General features: G+C 68.0%; 17 protein-coding genes, 2 tRNA genes and 1 pseudogene. 7 read left to right on the plus strand and 13 right to left on the minus strand.

Annotated features, from left to right (window positions below; all coding sequences use genetic code 11):
• The first annotated feature begins 140 nt into the window (after positions 1-140).
• The 3 genes from RM1_RS17020 to qcrB all read left to right on the plus strand — a co-directional run bounded on the left by RM1_RS17020 (position 141) and on the right by qcrB (position 3,864).
• Positions 141-1,355 carry a cytochrome P450 gene (locus RM1_RS17020; RefSeq protein ID WP_072752922.1) on the plus strand — a complete coding sequence of 405 codons (1,215 nt, stop codon included), beginning with the start codon at positions 141-143 and terminating at the stop codon, positions 1,353-1,355.
• A gap of 35 nt (positions 1,356-1,390) precedes the next feature.
• Complete coding sequence (locus tag RM1_RS17025) at positions 1,391-1,807, plus strand: limonene-1,2-epoxide hydrolase family protein (RefSeq protein WP_072752923.1); 417 nt, start codon at positions 1,391-1,393, stop codon at positions 1,805-1,807.
• 371 nt (positions 1,808-2,178) lie between these two features.
• Positions 2,179-3,864: a cytochrome bc1 complex cytochrome b subunit gene (gene qcrB / locus RM1_RS17030; RefSeq protein WP_072752924.1), complete on the plus strand. Its 1,686-nt coding sequence runs from the start codon at positions 2,179-2,181 to the stop codon at positions 3,862-3,864.
• 49 nt (positions 3,865-3,913) lie between these two features.
• Here qcrB and RM1_RS17035 read toward each other — a convergent pair whose 3' ends face one another.
• Positions 3,914-4,606 carry an alpha/beta hydrolase gene (locus RM1_RS17035; protein WP_072752925.1) on the minus strand — a complete coding sequence of 231 codons (693 nt, stop codon included), beginning with the start codon at positions 4,604-4,606 and terminating at the stop codon, positions 3,914-3,916.
• A 217-nt stretch (positions 4,607-4,823) separates the two neighbouring features.
• Positions 4,824-5,483 (minus strand): aminodeoxychorismate/anthranilate synthase component II, encoded by a 660-nt coding sequence (locus tag RM1_RS17040; protein ID WP_027502147.1) that lies wholly within the window; start codon positions 5,481-5,483, stop codon positions 4,824-4,826.
• Between the two features lie 543 nt (positions 5,484-6,026).
• On the opposite strand from RM1_RS17040, the gene RM1_RS26220 reads away from it, so the two are divergent.
• A complete protein-coding gene (locus RM1_RS26220; RefSeq protein WP_143069520.1) occupies positions 6,027-6,803 on the plus strand; it encodes a hypothetical protein in 777 nt (258 codons plus the stop codon).
• A 754-nt stretch (positions 6,804-7,557) separates the two neighbouring features.
• Here the strand turns inward: RM1_RS26220 and RM1_RS27275 are convergent.
• From RM1_RS27275 to RM1_RS17060, 3 genes and pseudogenes are all read right to left on the minus strand, one after another.
• A complete protein-coding gene (locus RM1_RS27275) occupies positions 7,558-8,019 on the minus strand; it encodes a hypothetical protein (RefSeq protein WP_501193745.1) in 462 nt (153 codons plus the stop codon).
• A gap of 87 nt (positions 8,020-8,106) precedes the next feature.
• Positions 8,107-8,361 (minus strand): annotated as a pseudogene (locus tag RM1_RS27200) (hypothetical protein); the annotation flags it as partial.
• Positions 8,362-8,376: 15 nt separating this feature from the next.
• A complete protein-coding gene (locus RM1_RS17060; RefSeq protein WP_072752943.1) occupies positions 8,377-9,075 on the minus strand; it encodes a DUF881 domain-containing protein in 699 nt (232 codons plus the stop codon).
• Positions 9,076-9,353: 278 nt separating this feature from the next.
• On the opposite strand from RM1_RS17060, the gene crgA reads away from it, so the two are divergent.
• Both crgA and RM1_RS17070 read left to right on the plus strand, forming a co-directional pair.
• Positions 9,354-9,617, plus strand: coding sequence for a cell division protein CrgA (crgA, locus tag RM1_RS17065; protein WP_027502149.1), 264 nt, complete (start codon positions 9,354-9,356; stop codon positions 9,615-9,617).
• A gap of 91 nt (positions 9,618-9,708) precedes the next feature.
• A complete protein-coding gene (locus tag RM1_RS17070) occupies positions 9,709-10,188 on the plus strand; it encodes a PH domain-containing protein (protein WP_245816411.1) in 480 nt (159 codons plus the stop codon).
• Positions 10,189-10,200: 12 nt separating this feature from the next.
• Here RM1_RS17070 and RM1_RS17075 read toward each other — a convergent pair whose 3' ends face one another.
• Together RM1_RS17075 and RM1_RS17080 are read right to left on the minus strand one after the other, a co-directional pair.
• A complete protein-coding gene (locus RM1_RS17075) occupies positions 10,201-11,121 on the minus strand; it encodes a rhomboid family intramembrane serine protease (protein ID WP_072752930.1) in 921 nt (306 codons plus the stop codon).
• A gap of 13 nt (positions 11,122-11,134) precedes the next feature.
• Positions 11,135-11,662 (minus strand): peptidylprolyl isomerase, encoded by a 528-nt coding sequence (locus tag RM1_RS17080; RefSeq protein WP_072752931.1) that lies wholly within the window; start codon positions 11,660-11,662, stop codon positions 11,135-11,137.
• Between the two features lie 49 nt (positions 11,663-11,711).
• Between RM1_RS17080 and RM1_RS17085 the strand changes: the two genes are divergently transcribed.
• Positions 11,712-12,194, plus strand: a complete 483-nt coding sequence (locus RM1_RS17085) for a hypothetical protein (protein ID WP_072752932.1) — start codon at positions 11,712-11,714, stop codon at positions 12,192-12,194.
• Here RM1_RS17085 and RM1_RS17090 read toward each other — a convergent pair.
• From RM1_RS17090 to RM1_RS17115, 6 genes are all read right to left on the minus strand, one after another.
• A complete protein-coding gene (locus RM1_RS17090; RefSeq protein WP_072752944.1) occupies positions 12,121-12,930 on the minus strand; it encodes a CPBP family intramembrane glutamic endopeptidase in 810 nt (269 codons plus the stop codon). The two genes, RM1_RS17085 and RM1_RS17090, sit on opposite strands and share 74 nt — an antisense overlap.
• Before the next feature lie 81 nt (positions 12,931-13,011).
• Positions 13,012-14,256: a lipase family protein gene (locus tag RM1_RS17095; RefSeq protein WP_174562965.1), complete on the minus strand. Its 1,245-nt coding sequence runs from the start codon at positions 14,254-14,256 to the stop codon at positions 13,012-13,014.
• A 363-nt stretch (positions 14,257-14,619) separates the two neighbouring features.
• Positions 14,620-15,276 carry a DUF8020 domain-containing protein gene (locus RM1_RS17100; RefSeq protein ID WP_072752933.1) on the minus strand — a complete coding sequence of 219 codons (657 nt, stop codon included), beginning with the start codon at positions 15,274-15,276 and terminating at the stop codon, positions 14,620-14,622.
• Between the two features lie 211 nt (positions 15,277-15,487).
• Positions 15,488-15,560, minus strand: a tRNA-Ala gene (locus tag RM1_RS17105).
• Between the two features lie 142 nt (positions 15,561-15,702).
• Positions 15,703-15,776, minus strand: a tRNA-Ile gene (locus tag RM1_RS17110).
• 112 nt (positions 15,777-15,888) lie between these two features.
• The coding region (locus RM1_RS17115; RefSeq protein WP_072752946.1) for a DUF3566 domain-containing protein at positions 15,889-16,877 on the minus strand (989 nt) is incomplete at its 5' end.

The raw sequence follows: 16,877 nt of genomic DNA on the forward strand, positions 1-16,877 counted from the left end.
ACCGGATCGGCAGCGTGAGATTTCCCGTTCGGGCAGGTCACGGCCCACAATCTCATCTTCGTCCGCACCCTTGACAGGCCCTCGGCAGCGGGTGGACGGTGGGGCATCTGAAACCAGTTCTACTATCGGTGGGAGCCTCGATGACCGCGTTGCCGCTCGAGGGGATCGACATCTTCGACCCCGCGAATCTCGACGATCCGAACCGGCTGTACCGCGCGCTGCGGGAGAACTCGCCCGTCCATCGGGTCCCGGGAACCGACTTCTACCTCGTCTCCACCTGGGAACTGGTCAGCGAGGCCGCGGCGCGCGTCGACGACTTCTCGTCCAACCTGACCGGCGTCCTCGTCCAGCAGCCCGACGGGCCGCCGCTGACCTTCGACATGGACGGGGGCGGGCAGGCGATCCATGTCCTCGCGACCGCCGACGATCCGACGCATGCGCATCACCGCAAGCTGGTGCTGCAGACGCTCGGCAAGAGGATTCGCGCGCTGGGTCCGACCGTCGACCGCCTGGCCGATCGGCTGTGGGACGAGGGCCTGCGGGACGGCCGGATCGACTACGCGACCGACATGGCGGACAAGCTCCCCCTCGCGCTGATCGCCAACCTCGTCGGGCTGCCCGAGAGCGACGTCCCGCAGCTGCTGACCTGGGCGTACGACAGCACCGAGCTGCTCGGCGGAGTGGTCACCGCGGACCGGCTCGGTCAGCTGGTGACCTCGTCCGTCGAGCTGGCCGGCTACCTGCACACCCAGTTCGTCGGGGCCAAGAAGGACCCGCAGGACGACTTCATGGGTGTCCTCGCGCGCGCCTGCGCCGACGGCGACCTCACCGACGATGTCGCGGTACTGATCCTGGTGCAACTGGTCGGTGCGGGCGGTGAATCCACCGCAGGGCTGATCGCCAACTCGGCGCGGCTGCTCGCCACCAACCCGGGGATCCAGAACTGGCTCCGCGACAACCCCGCCCTCGTCGACCATTTCCTGGACGAGGCGCTCCGGCTGGAGTCCCCGTTCCGGGCGCATCATCGGCACGTCGTGGCGGACACCACGCTGGGCGGGGTGACGCTGCCCGCGGGCAGTCACGCGCTCCTGCTGTGGGGTTCGGCCAACCGCGACCCGGCACGGTTCGAGCGTCCCGACGAGGTCGTCCTCGATCGCCCGAGCATCCGCTCCCACCTCGCCTTCGGCAAGGGCACGCACTTCTGCGTCGGATCGGCGCTCGCGCGGATGGAAGCACTGGCCGCGGTCACGATGCTCATCAAACGCAGCTCCGATATCGCCCTCGCCGACGACGCGGCCTGGGTGCCGAGCATCTTCGTTCGGCGTCATCTCAGTCTTCCGCTCCAGATCAACTGACCCACAACTCGATTCAGCCTCAGAGAGGACCGCGAATGACCACCTCCCCGGATGCACCCACCGCGCACCCGCACACCGACCCAGCAGCCCTCGTCACCGCCTTCTGTGCCGAGTGGAGGGACGGAGACGCGACGACGATCGCCGGCTATTTCAGCGAAGACGCTGTGTACCACAACATTCCGATGGAACCGTTGCGCGGACGCGCCGCCATCGCCGATTTCCTGCACGGCTTCATCTCGGCATTCGGGGGCATCGAGTTCTCCATCCACCACCAGGCTGCCAACGGGGCCGTCGTCCTGAACGAACGCACCGACCGGTTCGACCTCGGCGACAAGCACGTGGAGTTGCCCGTTATGGGCGTCTTCGAGATCGAGTCGGGCGAAATCATCTCGTGGCGAGACTATTTCGACATGGCCCCGATCACGAAGCTCCTGTCCGGGGACGCGGGCTGACGATCGCGGCGCCGATCACCCCGGCGCCCGCGCGCCCGGTTGCGGGCGAGCGGGCGCGGTGAGCCGGCCAACCGGATGCTCCCGGATCAGATGGCCGAGGGCGTGGGCCGGGCGATGGATCCCTACCCGGCGCGAGGACGGTGATCGCGGAGTCGGCGCAGGTCCGGGGCCCACAGACGCGCCGGAGTCGTGCTGGGTATCCCTTCACCCGGGACGCCGCCAGGACTAAACTGCAAGAGCACTGAGTAGTTGAGAAGCGTGTGCGCTGCGCGCTCAAGTTCGGCCTTGCCAGGCCGCCGCTGCGCCCACGACATAGGCCGGACACGGGTTCGACGCTGGACTTGCGGTTCCTGTGGGAGAGGGGCCACGACATGAGCCGTCGCGGGTCCAAGGTCTCCGCTCACGCCACCAAGGCGGCCGAGAGCACCGATTCTCGGTACCACCTTGCCGCAGGCGTGCGTAGGCAGATCAACAAGGTCTTCCCGACGCACTGGTCATTTCTGCTCGGCGAGATCGCGCTCTACAGCTTCATCGTCCTGCTCATCTCGGGTGTGTACCTGACGCTGTTCTTCGACCCGTCGATGGCGGAGGTCGTCTACGACGGCGCCTACCAGCCGCTGCGCGGCGTCGAGATGTCCCGGGCGTACGAGACCGCGCTGAACATCTCGTTCGAGGTTCGCGGCGGCCTGTTCGTCCGGCAGATCCACCACTGGGCGGCGCTGATGTTCGCCGCGGCGATCGTCGTGCACCTGCTGCGCATCTTCTTCACCGGCGCGTTCCGACGCCCGCGTGAGGCGAACTGGGTGATGGGTTGCCTGCTGCTGATCCTGGCGATGTTCGAGGGGTTCTTCGGATACTCGCTCCCCGACGACCTGCTGTCGGGAACCGGCCTCCGCGCCGCGCTGTCGGGCATCACGCTCAGCATCCCGGTGGTCGGCACCTGGATGCAGTGGCTGATCTTCGATGGCGACTTCCCCGGCGATCTGATCATCCCGCGCCTGTACGTGGCGCACGTGTTGCTGCTGCCCGGCATCATCCTGGCGCTGATCGGCGCGCACCTGGCGCTGGTCTGGTACCAGAAGCACACCCAGTTCCCCGGCATCGGCCGCACGGAGCAGAACGTCGTCGGCGTCCGCATCCTCCCGGTGTTCGCGGTCAAGTCCGGTGGGTTCTTCGCGCTGACCTTCGGCGTGCTCGCCGTGATGGGTGGCCTGCTGCAGATCAACCCGATCTGGAATCTGGGCCCGTACAACCCGTCCCAGGTGTCCGCGGGCGTCCAGCCCGACATCTACATGATGTGGACCGACGGCATGGCGCGTCTGTGGCCTGCGTGGGAGGTCTACCTGTGGAGCACCTACACGATCCCGGCGGTGTTCGCGGTCGCGATCATCATGGGCCTGGTGTTCACGGTGCTGATCGCCTACCCGTGGATCGAGAGGAAGTTCACCAAGGACGACGCTCACCACAACCTGCTGCAGCGTCCGCGCGACGTTCCGGTGCGCACCTCGCTCGGCGCGATGGCCCTGACGTTCTACGCCATCCTGACGATCATGTGCGTAAACGACATCATCGCGTTCAAGTTCGACATCTCGATCAACGCGACGACGTGGATTGGCCGCATCGGCATCGTGGTGCTGCCTCCGATCGCCTACTTCGTCACCTACCGGTTCTGCCTGGGCCTCCAGCGCAGCGACCGCCAGGTGCTCGAGCACGGCATCGAGACGGGCGTGATCAAGCGTCTGCCGCACGGTGAGTACGTCGAGGTCCACCAGCCGCTCGGGCCCGTGGACGACCACGGCCACCCGATCCCGCTGGAGTACCAGGGCACCACGGTCCCGAAGAAGATGAACAAGCTCGGCTCGGCAGGCAAACCCGGCTCCGGCAGCCTGCTCGTCGCCGACCCGGCCGAGCAGTCCGATGCCCTCGCCGCGGCCGCCCACAAGAACGAGCACGATCAGCTGGCGATCCTCAAGGATGTCCAGGACAAGGCCCACGGCCACGGCGCGTACGCCGACGGCATGGGACACGGACCCTCGGGCGACGGCAGCGAGCGCTGACACGCACGGTCCCCGGCCACCGCGCCAGGTGGCCGGGGACTCTGCTGAGTCAGCCGACGGCGGCGGCCGCCGTCAGGATCAGCTGGGTCACCTCGTGCGGATGCGATGCCAGCGAGGCGTGACCGGCGTCGAGTTCGACGGTCTCGCGGGCACCGATGCGCTCGGCCATCCACCGTTCGGTCTCCGGCGGGATCATCCGGTCCTGGCCGGAGACGAGGTACCAGCTCGGCTTCTGCTTCCAGGCCTGTGGGCCCGACGGGTCGGAGAAGCACTGACCCGAGATCGGCTTCTGCGTCGTGGCCATGACCAGGGCCTCGGTGTCGTCGAGGTCCTGACTGAAGCTCTCCTGGAACTTGTCCTGTGCGATCCACAGGAATCCCTGCGCATCGGGGGCGATGTTGGCCGCCCCCGCCGGCTGATCGGTGCGGGCGAAGATGCTGCCGAGGCTGTCCCCCTCATCGGGCGCGAAGGCCGAGATATACACCAGACCAACGACATTCGGGGCGTGCCCCGCCCCAGTGATGACGGCGCCACCGTAGGAGTGACCGACGAGCAACGTCGGCCCGTCCATCGATTCCGCCAGCTTTCGCGTGCGGTCCACGTCGTCGGCGAGCGAGGTCAGCGGGTTCTGCACGGCGACGACCTTGTGCCCGGCGTTGTGCAGGGTCGGGATGACGTGGCGCCAATGCGAGCCGTCCCCCCAAGCGCCGTGCACCAGAACGATGTTCACCTTGTCGGCCATGATTGGCCCACCTCTCGGGTCGAGTGTTCGAACGGTGGCCACGGCCCGCCGTCCGATTGGGGGCCGCCGCGCGCGGCCCGAACTCCTCGTTGGCCGCGCAGATCCACGCTAGGCAGACTTTGGGGCAAAGACCATGGCCAGATCGCCATGATTTCGTGCCCAAACGCCGAACACCAGCCGCGCCGTCCGATTGGCCCGGCGCCGACCCGGCGGTGGTTCAGTTGTGGGTGAGCGCCGACCCCAGCGCCTGCGCGACCTCGGCCTCCAGCGTCGCGACGAGCGCCTCCGGCGGCCGCTGCCCGCACACCTCCAACCAGTTCGCCAGCATCCGGTGGCCGCCCTGGGTCAGCACCGATTCCGGATGGAACTGGACGCCATGGATCGGCAGCTCCCGGTGCCGCATCGCCATCACGATGCCGGTGTCGGTGTGCGCGGTGGCGATCAGCTCGTCCGGCATCGTCTCCGGCAGCACCGTCAGCGAGTGGTAGCGGGTCGCGGTGAACGGATCGGGCAGACCGGCAAGCACCCCGGTGCCGTCATGGCTGACCTGGCTGGTCTTGCCGTGCAACAGTTCCGGCGCCCGGTCGACGGTGGCCCCGAACGCGGCACCGATGGACTGGTGACCCAGGCACACACCGAGCAGCGGGGTACGGGCCGCCGCGCAGGCCGCGACCAGGTCCATACTCGCGCCGGCCCGCTGCGGCGTGCCCGGTCCCGGGCTGAGCAGCACCCCGTCGAACTCCGCCGCGACGGCGTCCCGGTCGGCGAGCTGCGGGTCGTCGTTGCGCCAGACGGTGGCCTCGGTGCCGAGCTGGCCGAGGTACTGCACCAGGTTGAACACGAAGCTGTCGTAGTTGTCGACGACCAGGATGCGCATTGCAGCAGGATATGCGGCTTCGCCGGCTGTGCGCGATCTGCACCCCACCTGGGGTACGGATCGTGCACGGGCTGTGACTTTCAGCCCAAGGTGGCGGGGTTTTGGCAGGGCTATGTGGCGCCGATGACGAGGGTGCTGCGGGCGGTTTCGACGACGTCGGCGGTGAGGGTGTGGAGTTCGAAGAATCCCGCCACTTTTCACTGAAGGTCACAGCGTATCGATGGACTCTGTCAGGGAGCGCCGACCGCGGCGCTGACGGACGTCCGCCGACACGGCCGCGCTCGCGGGGCCGAGCTGAGGCCAGAGCCCGGGTGACGGCGATGCCGGCACCTATTTGAAAATATTGTTAAGTTGTTAGATTTCTATCTTTATTACATTCTCATGCTGGCCACCTCCCATTTTGGAATGCTAACAAGATAGCCCGCGTATAAATTTCGAAGATTCATCCTCCCATTCCGGGTTGGCCATTGACGCAAAAACACGAATAAAGCATCCTTGGCCCGAGCGGAGATAAGTCCGCCAATCCTCCAACCAGGGAGATCCATGAAGGTTCGTTCTCGTGTCGCGTTGACCACTATTGCAATGGCCGCAATTCTGCCTCTTGGCGGAGTTGCACATGCTGCGCCGTCCACTCCTGGCGAGGAGATTCAGGGGACCGGAACAGATGGTTCACAAATCAGCTGGCAAATCCCCAACGACGGTCTTGCCAAACGCGGCGGCGCTTCACCGTCGTTCGACACCAAGACTGGCTCGAACGGCGAGGTCTCGACCACGATCACCATCCCCGACCCGGCGGCGCCGAGCCGCTACGAATTCCCCCTTAACCTGCCGGCCGGCTTCACCACCGATCCTCAGGAAGATGGGTCGATCACAGTGAACAACGCCGCCGGCCTTCCTGTCGGCAGCTTCGCGAAGCCATGGGCGACCGATGCGAACGGTGGCACGATCTCCACTTCGCTGAAAGTAGAGGGAAACAGCCTCGTTCAGTACGTCAACTTCACCGAGAAAACAGCCTTCCCCGTGACCGCCGACCCCTCCTGGAACTGGGGATGGGTGTCCGGCCACGTCTACCTCAACAAGCAGGAGACTGCCAAGATGGGGGTCGGGGGATTTGTGGCCTCCTGGCTACCGAATCCCGCCACGGTGTGGGGTGGGCGGACACTTTCCGCCATTGCCGCTTACGGTACGGCAACCGGTCAGTGCGTTCAGTTCAAGGTTGGCTTCGGACTCGGCGGACTCCCGTTGCTGCCCGGCTCCCCGCTTCCATTCGGCGCCGGCATTCTGGGTGTTGACTACTACCGGGGTGGATACTGCAGCTGATGTGGATCATGATCGCAATGGCTGTCGTGGCTGTAATCGCTTACGCAATTACGGCCACGGCTGCCCGTTGGTTGGAGCGGCCGACTACGGCGCCCGTTGTCAGGTTCGGCGGTTGGGCTGTGCTCATCGCGACGCTCGCCGTCTTCGTCGGGGTTGCGGCGTCGCGTTTAAGTGCAGACGCACTGGTGGGTCTGATTATCGGTGGCATTGTGGCACCCATTCTTGTTGGGAAGATCTGGGCACGTCTGACAATCGCGCGAGGGCGATAAGTAGCCCAGAGGTTCACGCCCACCGCTCTAGAAAAGGGGTGCGACCGCGCGTCTAACAACCTGAGATTGTGAATGTTCGCCGTAAAACCGTAAAGCCAATGCCCCCCGAAATGCACTAAGGTTACGTACTCTAAGTTTCTTAGTTTACAAATCAGACACGGAGTGCAAGTGGGGACCAGCGGGGGGTCACATCTACCAAATGCGGACAGGGGAACATCTGGCCACCCCTATGGATCCCATCGAGGCGAACTAGTCTCATATGCTGCGCTACCTCCCGTGCAAGGGGGACCACAACGGTCACTTCAACCGGAGGATCGATCGCTGAAGGGAGCGACGCTCGCACCCTTCGGGACTCGGCTTCCTGTCGAGGTGCAGCGCCAGCTGAAGATGACTTGCGCAGCCAAGGGCCTCCGCATGCAGGACGCTGTGCTGGACGCTGTTCGAGACTGGTTAATGCGTCAGGAGTCACGGTAGCCACATGAGGATCAACGAGCGGCAGGCATTGACCGCAGGGCTTCTTCTGTCCTTAGTCCTTGGCGTCGTTTTCGGCGCCTCGGCTGGTAGTTGGACCAAAGGAACCGCGACGTTGTTGGTTTGCGTGATTGCCACCGGATCAGCGTTCCTGGTCCTGCGTGCCGTTTACAAGACACGGCCGCTGGCGTGACGCCTACGAAATGAGAGACCGTCAAGGTCTCATCTCGTAGCCTCAACAATCGCGATGGCGGCTGCGGCAAATCTGTACCTCCCCGAGCTGCACGCAGAACGGAGCCCGGGGAGGTACGTCCACGGCAACGGGGATTCGCGGGGGCTATCCGAGTCTTACACGTTCGCCGCTCGCGCATGCTCACCCGATGTGCCGGGTAGAGCGTGCTTCGGGCCACCTCGAGCACTTCGGCAATCTCCGCCATCGGCGTGCCCTCCGCACGCATCTTCTTGGCGAGGCGCATCTTTGCTGGGCTGAGCGCTGCGGGGCGGCCGCCAACGCGTCCGCGGTCGCGGGCGGCAGCGAGGCCGGCGACGGTTCGCTCTCGGATGAGGCTGCGCTCGAAATCGGCGAGCGCGCCGAAGATGTGGAAGATCAGCTTGCCCCGGCAGTCAATGTGTCGATGGCCTCGGTCAGCGATCGGACCCAGAAACACCCAGCGGCGCTGAGAGCGTCCGTCTAGCGGGGTTTTGGCAGGGCTATGTGGCGCCGATGACGAGGGTGCTGCGGGCGGTTTCGACGACGTCGGCGGTGAGGGTGTGGAGTTCGAAGAATCCCGCCACTTTTCACTGAAGGTCACACGCACGGGCGGCGCGGACGCCTAGTTCGCGAACTTGGTCCTCAGTTGGCCCGTATACGCCGGCACGGTGAACGAGTCCGAGGCGTCCTGGGTGTACCCCAGCCCGTAGCGGACCGCGTACTGCTTGAAGGTGCGCACGCCGGGCTCCGCGGCGAGCGCGGCCTCGATCCGGGCCGGGTCGCCGATCGCCGTCATCTGATACGGCGGGCTGTAGGTCCGCCCGTGCAGCAAGAGCGTGTTGCCGATACAGCGCGGCGCCGAGGTGTTGACCACGCGCTGGTCCTGCATCCCGACCGCGGTCGCCCCACCGGCCCAGAGCGCGTTCAGCACGCTCTGCACGTCCTGCTGGTGCACGACGAGGTCATCGGGCGAGGCGCCGGCGGGGAACTTGCCGTCGGAGTCGCGGGGCGCGTCGGTGAGGGTCACCCGCACGCCGGGTCCGGTGACCTCGCTCAACCCCGCCGCGGCCTCCAGCGCCCGGCTCTGCTCGACAACGTCCGCGACGTCGGAGTCGGAACCGGCCGCCTGGTCTTGCAGGGCGGCCAACTGCGCGGCGAGACCGTCGCGCGCCCCCGCCGCGTCGTCCACGTCGGCCTGCGCACTGCGCACCAGGTCGGAGAGCCTCGTGGTGTCTCCACGCCGCAGCTCGTTGCCCTCCGAGACCGCGCGGGTGGTCGCCAACAGCAGCCCGGTCACCACGCAGACCACCGGGACGCAGATCTTCCAGAAGAGCTGCCTTTTCCGCGGCGCGGCGTGCGCCGCCTGCCGATGGGAGGCGGTGGGATCGGGATCGGTCGGATCGGGATCGGCCACGGTCCTCACCTCCCTCCCCCTGTCCGCGCTCGCCTGCGCTCGCGGGTCCACCCAGCAGACCCTGCCCGGGCACGTCTGTGCTCGGCTAGCGTGTACTCACCACCGGTAATCTCGAATCTACCTGGTGGGCGTCGACGCCGACGCCGACGCAATCGCACGATCCGCACTGAACCAACGAGGACGTCATGCCCAAGTCGAAGGTCCGCAAGAAGACCGACTACACGATCAATCCCGCGAACCGCACGCCTGTGAAGGTCAAGGTCGGCCCCTCCAGCACGCTCTACGTGTCGGTGATGCTCGGCTTCATGCTGCTCGGGCTGGCGTGGCTGATCGTCTACTACCTGGCCGCGGACCAGATCACCTGGATGAACGACCTGGGGGCCTACAACTTCCTGATCGGCTTCGGTTTCATGGTTGTCGGCCTCATCATGACGATGAGATGGCGCTGACCTGGGGATATCCCCATTCCAACCGCGTCAATTACATCGTTGTCATTCATCCCCAATGTGGATAAACCCTGTGGATAGCTGTGGAGAGCCTGTGCACAACCCCGAAAACCCTGTGCACAACCCCGCGCTCGCATGGTCCACACCCACCGGTGCGCTGATCGCGACCGGTGTCGGCGGGGTGGCCATGCTCCTCGCCGCCGCGGCGGTGCCGTCGGATCCGGCGGGACGGGTGCTGATCGGTCTCGGCGCACTCGGGCTGCTGGCGATCACCGCACTTGGGCTGCGTCAGCGGCCCCGGCTCGCCGTGCTCGACGACTCGAGGGGGATCGCGGTGCAGCGGCTGAGCGGGCGCCGCGAGTACCAGGCGTCGGAGCTGAGCCGGGTCAGGATCGTGCGCTATCCGCGGCTGGGCCGTCGGGTGCCGATGCTGGAGATCGACGTGCGGCCGCCGGGCGTCGACGACGACAAGCTGCTGATCTTCGGTCGCTGGGACCTCGGCACCGATCCCACCGATGTCTTCGAGGCGCTCGCCGGCCGCGGGCTGGTGCCGCCGGAGCGGCCGCGCCCGTAGCCGGCGAGGCGACTACATCCCGAGTTCGGCCCGCAGCTGCGCCATCCGCAGCGCGATGACACCGACCGAGACCACGGTGACGGCGGCGAGACCGCCCCAGCCGAGGTTGCGGGCCTTCTGACGCTCCGCGGGGGTGCCGAGGCTGCCAGGGGCGAACATCAGCGCCGCGGTGGCGGCGGCGCCCGCGACGAGCCCGCCGAGGTGTCCCCACAGCGAGATCCCCGGGATCGTCACGCTGATGATCACGTTGAGGGCGATGATCGCGAGGACCGGGCCCGGGCTGCGCTTGAGCCGCAGCAGGATCACCGCCTGCGCGCCCATCAGCCCGAACACCGCGCCCGAGGCGCCCGCGGTGACGGCGTTCACCTGGAATGCCATCACGGCGGCCGAGCCGCCGAGGATCGAGACGAGGTACACCGCGACGTAGCGGGAACGCCCGAGGATGATCTCGGTGTCGCGGCCGATCACCCAGAGCGCGAACATGTTGACCAGCAGGTGGACCGCGCCGAAGTGCAGGAACCCGCTGCCGAGCACGCGGACCAGGTCGCCGTCGGCGACCGCGGGCGGCCACAGCGCCCAGCTGGTGAACAGCGGCGAGCCGAGGTGGTTGTTCGCCACGTTGCCGGACTGGAGCACCGTGATCGCGTAGATCAGGACGTTGAGCCCGATCAGGACGTACGTGACGATCGGGGTCGGCAGGCCGGTCCGCAGCGGCGCGCCTGCGACGGTGCGGGCCGAACGGGTGGTCTTGGCGTCGGCGGCGATGCAGTCGACACAGTGCTGGCCGACGGCGGCCGGTCGGAGGCACTCGACGCACGCGGGACGGCCGCAGCGGGTGCAGGACAGCGCGGTGGGCCGGTCCGGGTGCCGGACGCACCGCGGTTGGGGCGGCGTGCCGTCACCGGACACGCCACCCCAACCGGGGTTGGTCATCTCGCGGTACCGATCAGGAGATGGTGATGCTGTTGATGACGACCGCCTCCAGCGGGCGGTCCGTGCGGTCCACCGAGGTTCCGGAGATGGCGTCGACGACCTTCTTCGACTCCTCGTCCACGACCTCACCGAAGATGGTGTGCTTGCGGTTGAGGTGCGGGGTCTTGCCGGTGGTGATGAAGAACTGCGAGCCGTTGGTGCCCGGTCCGGCGTTCGCCATGGCCAGCAGGTAGGGCTTGTCGAACTGCAGCTCCGGGTGGAACTCGTCGCCGAACTGGTAGCCCGGGCCGCCACGGCCGGTACCGGTCGGGTCGCCGCCCTGGATCATGAAGCCGTCGATGACGCGGTGGAAGACGGCGCCGTCGTAGAACGGTCCGGTCTTGGTGCCCGAGGCGTTCTCCGTGCTGTAGGCCTTGGTGCCGTCGGCGAGCCCGACGAAGTTCTCGACGGTCTTCGGCGCGTGGTTGCCGAACAGGGCGATCTTGATGTCGCCGCGGTTGGTGTGCAGCGTTGCGGTTGCGGTCTGATTCGGTGAGGTCACTCCACCATGGTGCCATTCCGTCCCAGGGAACATGTGCGACAGTGGACAGATGACTCGCGCGACGAAGTCCACCCCGGTTTCTGTCCCCGCCCCGGCCGACCAGGCGCCCACCCTCGAGGTCGTACCCCCCGCACCCGAATCCTCCACGGTCAGCAGCGCATTGAGGCTCGCGCAGCTCGCGGCGCTCGGGTTCGCCAGGGGCACGGGAGGTGTCGCGAAGGGCACCGGAGTGGTGGCCAAGAGCACCGGGGCGTTGAGCCTCTACCTCGGCCGCCAGGGCTACGCCCTGGCCAGGAAGGCACTGTCCTCCCGGCCCAAGGCCGTCCCCGCCCTCGCGCTGGTCGACGAGCAGGCCGTCGCGGCCGTGGCCGCCGAGCAGGTCAAGGGCCGCAGGCGCGGCAGGCGGGCGCTGCTGGTCATCGGCCTCGGTGCGGCCGTGGCTGCCGGCGCCGTGTACGTCAAGCAGCGTCGGCGGGAGATGCCGCCGGTCGCGCCGGCGCCGCCGAGCCTGCGGGACGTCGAGAACTCCTGAACACCGCTGTCGCCGCGGCACAGCCCGCCGCGGCGACGGCCATCGACGACCACAGCAGGGGCTCACGGCCCCCGGCGTCGCCGAACACCAGCAGGCCGAGATTGACGGCCGCGTGGAACCCGGTGGCGATCAAGAGGCTGCCCTTGCGTCCGTTGTCGAGGAGCACCGCCAGCAGTACGGACATCGCGATCGTCGCCGACAGGAAGGCCGTCGCGTACGCGGCGCCCGCGGTGAACACCTGGACGTGCCACACCCCCCACACGGTTCCGACGAGCACGCCGGTGACCAGCACGGAATACCTCGTGCGCAGGTAGGGCTGCAGGAACCCCCGCCAGCCGAGTTCCTCCCCACACGCCCCGGCGCACTGCGCGAGGACCAGCAGGCCCAGCGGCGCCCCGCCGGCCCGGACGGCCGAGAAGTCGGGGCCTGCGCCGAGGGACACGAGCACCGCCGCCGGCAGCGCCAGAATGACCAGAACCGAGCCGATCGCTGCCGCGAGGGCGGCGCGGTCGGGCCGCCACATGCCCAGTGCCAGCGGCGGCCGCCATCTGCCCCGCCAGACCGCCAGGACCGCCACCACCGCGATGGCCGGTGCGAACTGCACCAGTTCGAGCAGGTCCGCGTCGGGACCGGTCACCGCCTGGAGCGCGACGAGGACACCGCCCGCGAGAAACGCCACCAGCACGTAGATCGTCGTCGGCGCCCAGCTGCGGGGCGAGGCTGCGTCGGTCGTCATGCCACGAGCATCGCGCCGCGCCGACGGCAGCACATCACCCCACGGTATCGGTGGCCCCTGCTACCGGAGGGCCAGCAGGCGTCAGGACGAGCAGGTGCTCGGTGCCGGTCGATCGTGGAATCGGTCGACCATGTAGGTCAGCGCCTCGGGCAGGCCGAGGACCAGCGGCGCGCCGTGGTTGATCACGGAGCCCGGCAGGACGCTCGGGAGCGGGTTCTCGGTGAACTGCACCGTCGCGCCGCGACCGCACCAGGCCCCGGCCAGCTGTTCGGCCTGGCCGAACGGCACCACGTCGTCGTGGTTGCCGGACTGGATCAGGACCGGACCCGACGGCGTCCCCCTGCCGATCCGCTGCCGCTCCAGCAGCTCCTTCGCCAGCGGCAGCCGATCGAGCACCACCGACAGCGATTCGCCGCTGCGGGTGTACTCGCTGGTCTTCTGGAAGGCGAAGCGCGCACCGGTCTCGACGACGCAGTAGTCGCGCGTCGCCGCCAGCATCGCCTTGCCCTTGTCGTTGAGCTCGGCCGCGATGAGCGGGCGGAACTCGGGGTAGGCCTGGGCGAGGCCGTTGATCGCGTACCCGATCGCGCCGGTGAGGAATGAGCCGTCGATCTGCGCCAGTGTCGCGGCGAGGTCCGCGGGCGGCGCCCCGGCGTAGGTGCCCTTCACCTGGAGTTCCGGTGCGTAGTCGGCGGCGAGTTCGGCCGCGGCGGCCGCCGCGCCGCCACCCTGCGAGTATCCCCAGAATCCGACAGGCCCTGCCGCGGTGATGGAGGTGCCGGGCAGGTTCTTGGCGGCCCTGGCCGCGTCCAGCACCGCGTGCGCCTCGGCCGCGCGGTTGACGTAGGTGTGCATGCCCGGCGTGCCGAGGCCGTCGTAGTCGGTGACGACGACGGCGATGCCCTGCAGCAGCAGTGCGTTGATGCCGAGCACCTCGTACTCGGTCATCAGCCCGATCGGCCCCTCGTAGGTCAGGAGCTGGTTCAGCAGCTTGGAGGGGGCGCACTGGTCGCCCTGGCCGTGGGTGCCGACCGCGAGGCTGACCAGGGGCCGGGGTCCTGGGCCCTCCCACGGCCGCTGCGGCTCGAGGTAGGTGCCGGTGACCGCGTTGGCCGCGCCGTTCGCGTCGGTGCTGCGGTACATGATGCGCCGGCCGTCGGCGGGGAACGCCCCGTCGGTTCCCGGCACCCGGAGCGCGAGTTCGGACGGCTCGGTACGGATCAGGTCGCCGGGAGCGCTCTCCGTCAGGTCGGCGGGCGGCGTGTAGAAGTCCGCAGGCGCCGCCGCCGCAATGGGCGCCGCGATCGCGGCCACGACCACCGACATGGCGGCCGCGACGACCGCACCCCGCCAACCGTTTGCGCGCACCCTCTTGTCCACCGTCGACTCCGCCCCGTGTCCGTTGACTCCGGTCGCGAAGCCGCACGCACGGTAACACATACATTTCGGCAGGTGGACGTGCCGATTCGCGGGCGTCGACACCCGACCGCGCGGTACTGAAACCAATTGCTGCACAGGTTTGTTCACAATTGCACAGGCTCGACCTCGGCCGTCGAGTGTGCAGCTACCGTCGGCCCATCTCGGCTTATGCCCCAACAACTGCACACTCGGCGAGGCACAGCGCACAGCCCGCGACCAGGAGCTGATCGCGGGCTGTGTGCCTGCAGTCTGTTGTGGCGCGGGCGCGAATCAGGGCGCCGCGGGTGCCGGCAGCCCCGGCAGGGTCGGGAGCGGCCCGACGAAGTTGAAGAACGCCGACCGCAATGGTTCGCCACCGACCATGTCCAGTCCGATCACGCCACCGATGAGCGAGCCGATGATCGATCCGGGGAAGCAGCCGGCGAGCACACCGACCACGCAGCCGACGAGGAGCCCGATGATGCCGCCGACGGTCTGCCCGACGATCCCGCCCATCTGGGCCTTCTGGATCTCCCCCATCAGGCGCTGCTGATCCGCGGGGTTGTCCCAGGCGACCGGTTGAGCGAGCGAGGGGATCGTGTTCGGGGTCAGCGTCAGGGTCCGGCCGCCGTCGCCGATCACGGGCGCGATCGAGTGCGTCTCACCGTTCACGCGATATGCGAGGGGAATCGTGCCGATGGGCGAGCCGTCATCCCGGAGCACGCTCACCCCGGCCCCATCCCCTGAGACCCGGAACACGCCCGCGTCCAGCAGGGTGACGACCGAGTTACCGCCCGGCGCGAGCCCGGTGCTATACCCGACGCCCTGGTCCCGACCTTGCATCTGGGCGCCGACCAACGCGGCTGGGTCGGCGTGCGCGGTCACCGCCCCGGCGCCCATCGCGGCCGTCACGAACAGTGCAGTGGCGACAATCTTCCTGAGTTTCATGTCGGCTCCCGGGTTCGGTTGCGATTTCCCCCAGCCGAACAGTAGTCGAGACCGTGTGATATCGAACACAATTCGATGAACTTGCCCCGGCATGCGATCCGCTTGTGACCTTGGCCCGCCCCCGCGTCGGGACGCACACCCAGCAAAAAACACCCCTCACCGGAAAGTGAGGGGTGTTGATGTGATGCCGTGTTCGGTTGTGTAACTGCTGTGGAGCCTAGGAGATTCGAACTCCTGACATCTGCCTTGCAAAGGCAGCGCTCTACCAACTGAGCTAAGGCCCCGTCCGCGCTAGCGGCTGGTGACCTCGTGCCATACGTCCTGACTGCGGCGCGACCGCAGCTTGGTCAGCCCGAAGAGAACGGTCACAACGGCTGCCGTGAGAAGCAGTACCTTCATGCTCGAACCCTTCGTCGGCACGGGGAGTGGGCCTAGGAGGACTTGAACCTCCGACCTCTTCCTTATCAGGGAAGCGCTCTAACCGCCTGAGCTATAGGCCCTTAACCTCGGTCCGGGAGACGCGTTGAACTTGTCTCCCCGAACCGAGGCATGAGATTACCCCACCGACCGGCCGCGACCAAAACCGGCCCGGCGGGGAACCAAAACCCCTGGTCAGTCGCGATCGGCGAGGGTCACTTCGACCCCACCGACCAGGTCCGTGCAGAGGTTGTAGATGAACGATCCGATGGTGGCGAGCGCCGTGAAGAGCACCACGTTGATCGCACCGACCAGCGCGGCGTAGCCGAACACCTGCCCGGCGCTGACGAGGCCCTCGTCGCCCGACTCCGACACGATGTCGGTGAAGGCGTTGTTCAGGCGATCCCAGACACCCATGCCGTCGAGCACGACGTACAGGAATCCGACGGCGAACATCCACACGAAGAACAGCGCCACCGAGATCACCAGGGACACCTTGAGCGTCGACCAGGGGTCGACCTTGCGCACCTGGATGGTCGCGCGCAACGGGTCACCCGCGACCGCGTCGATCGGCACGGCCACGACCGCGGGCTGCGCGCCCGTCTTGGCGCCGGCACCGGCCGCCGCGGGGGCGTCGCCCGGCAGCGGATGCTTGACCGCGGACAGGTCCGGCAGATCCTTCGCCAGATCGGAGCGGTCGATGTGCCGGGTCGGGCCGTCGATCACCGCCGTCTTGGCCTTGGCGGCCTCCTTGCGGGCCGCCTTCGCCGCGTCGTCCCCCGAGGGGGCTGCAGCCGCGGGCTTGCCGGCCGCAGCACCACCGGGACGGGTGCCCTGACCACCAGGGGCCGAGGCCGGACGCGTGCCAGGCGCACCGGCGGCGGCACCCGGACGTGTCGCCGGACCACCGGCCTGCGCCGCGGGGCGCGTACCGGGACCACTCGTGGGCGAGGTCGGGCGCGTGCCCGGCGCGCCCGCGGGAGCACCGGGACGCGTCGCGGGACCGCTCGTGGGCGAGACCGGACGAGTGCCCGCACCGTTTGCCGGGCCACCGTTCTGCTGGGGCCGCTGTCCCGGCGCCTGGGTCGGCGCCTGGCCGGTCGGCGCCTGGGTCGGTCGACCACCCTGCGGGGCGGCCGGGGCCGCACCGCCCTGCGGCGGAGCGCCCGCGGGCCGCGATCCCT

Source organism: Rhodococcus maanshanensis NBRC 100610, assembly GCF_001894865.1.
Taxonomy (GTDB): domain Bacteria; phylum Actinomycetota; class Actinomycetes; order Mycobacteriales; family Mycobacteriaceae; genus Rhodococcus_G; species Rhodococcus_G maanshanensis.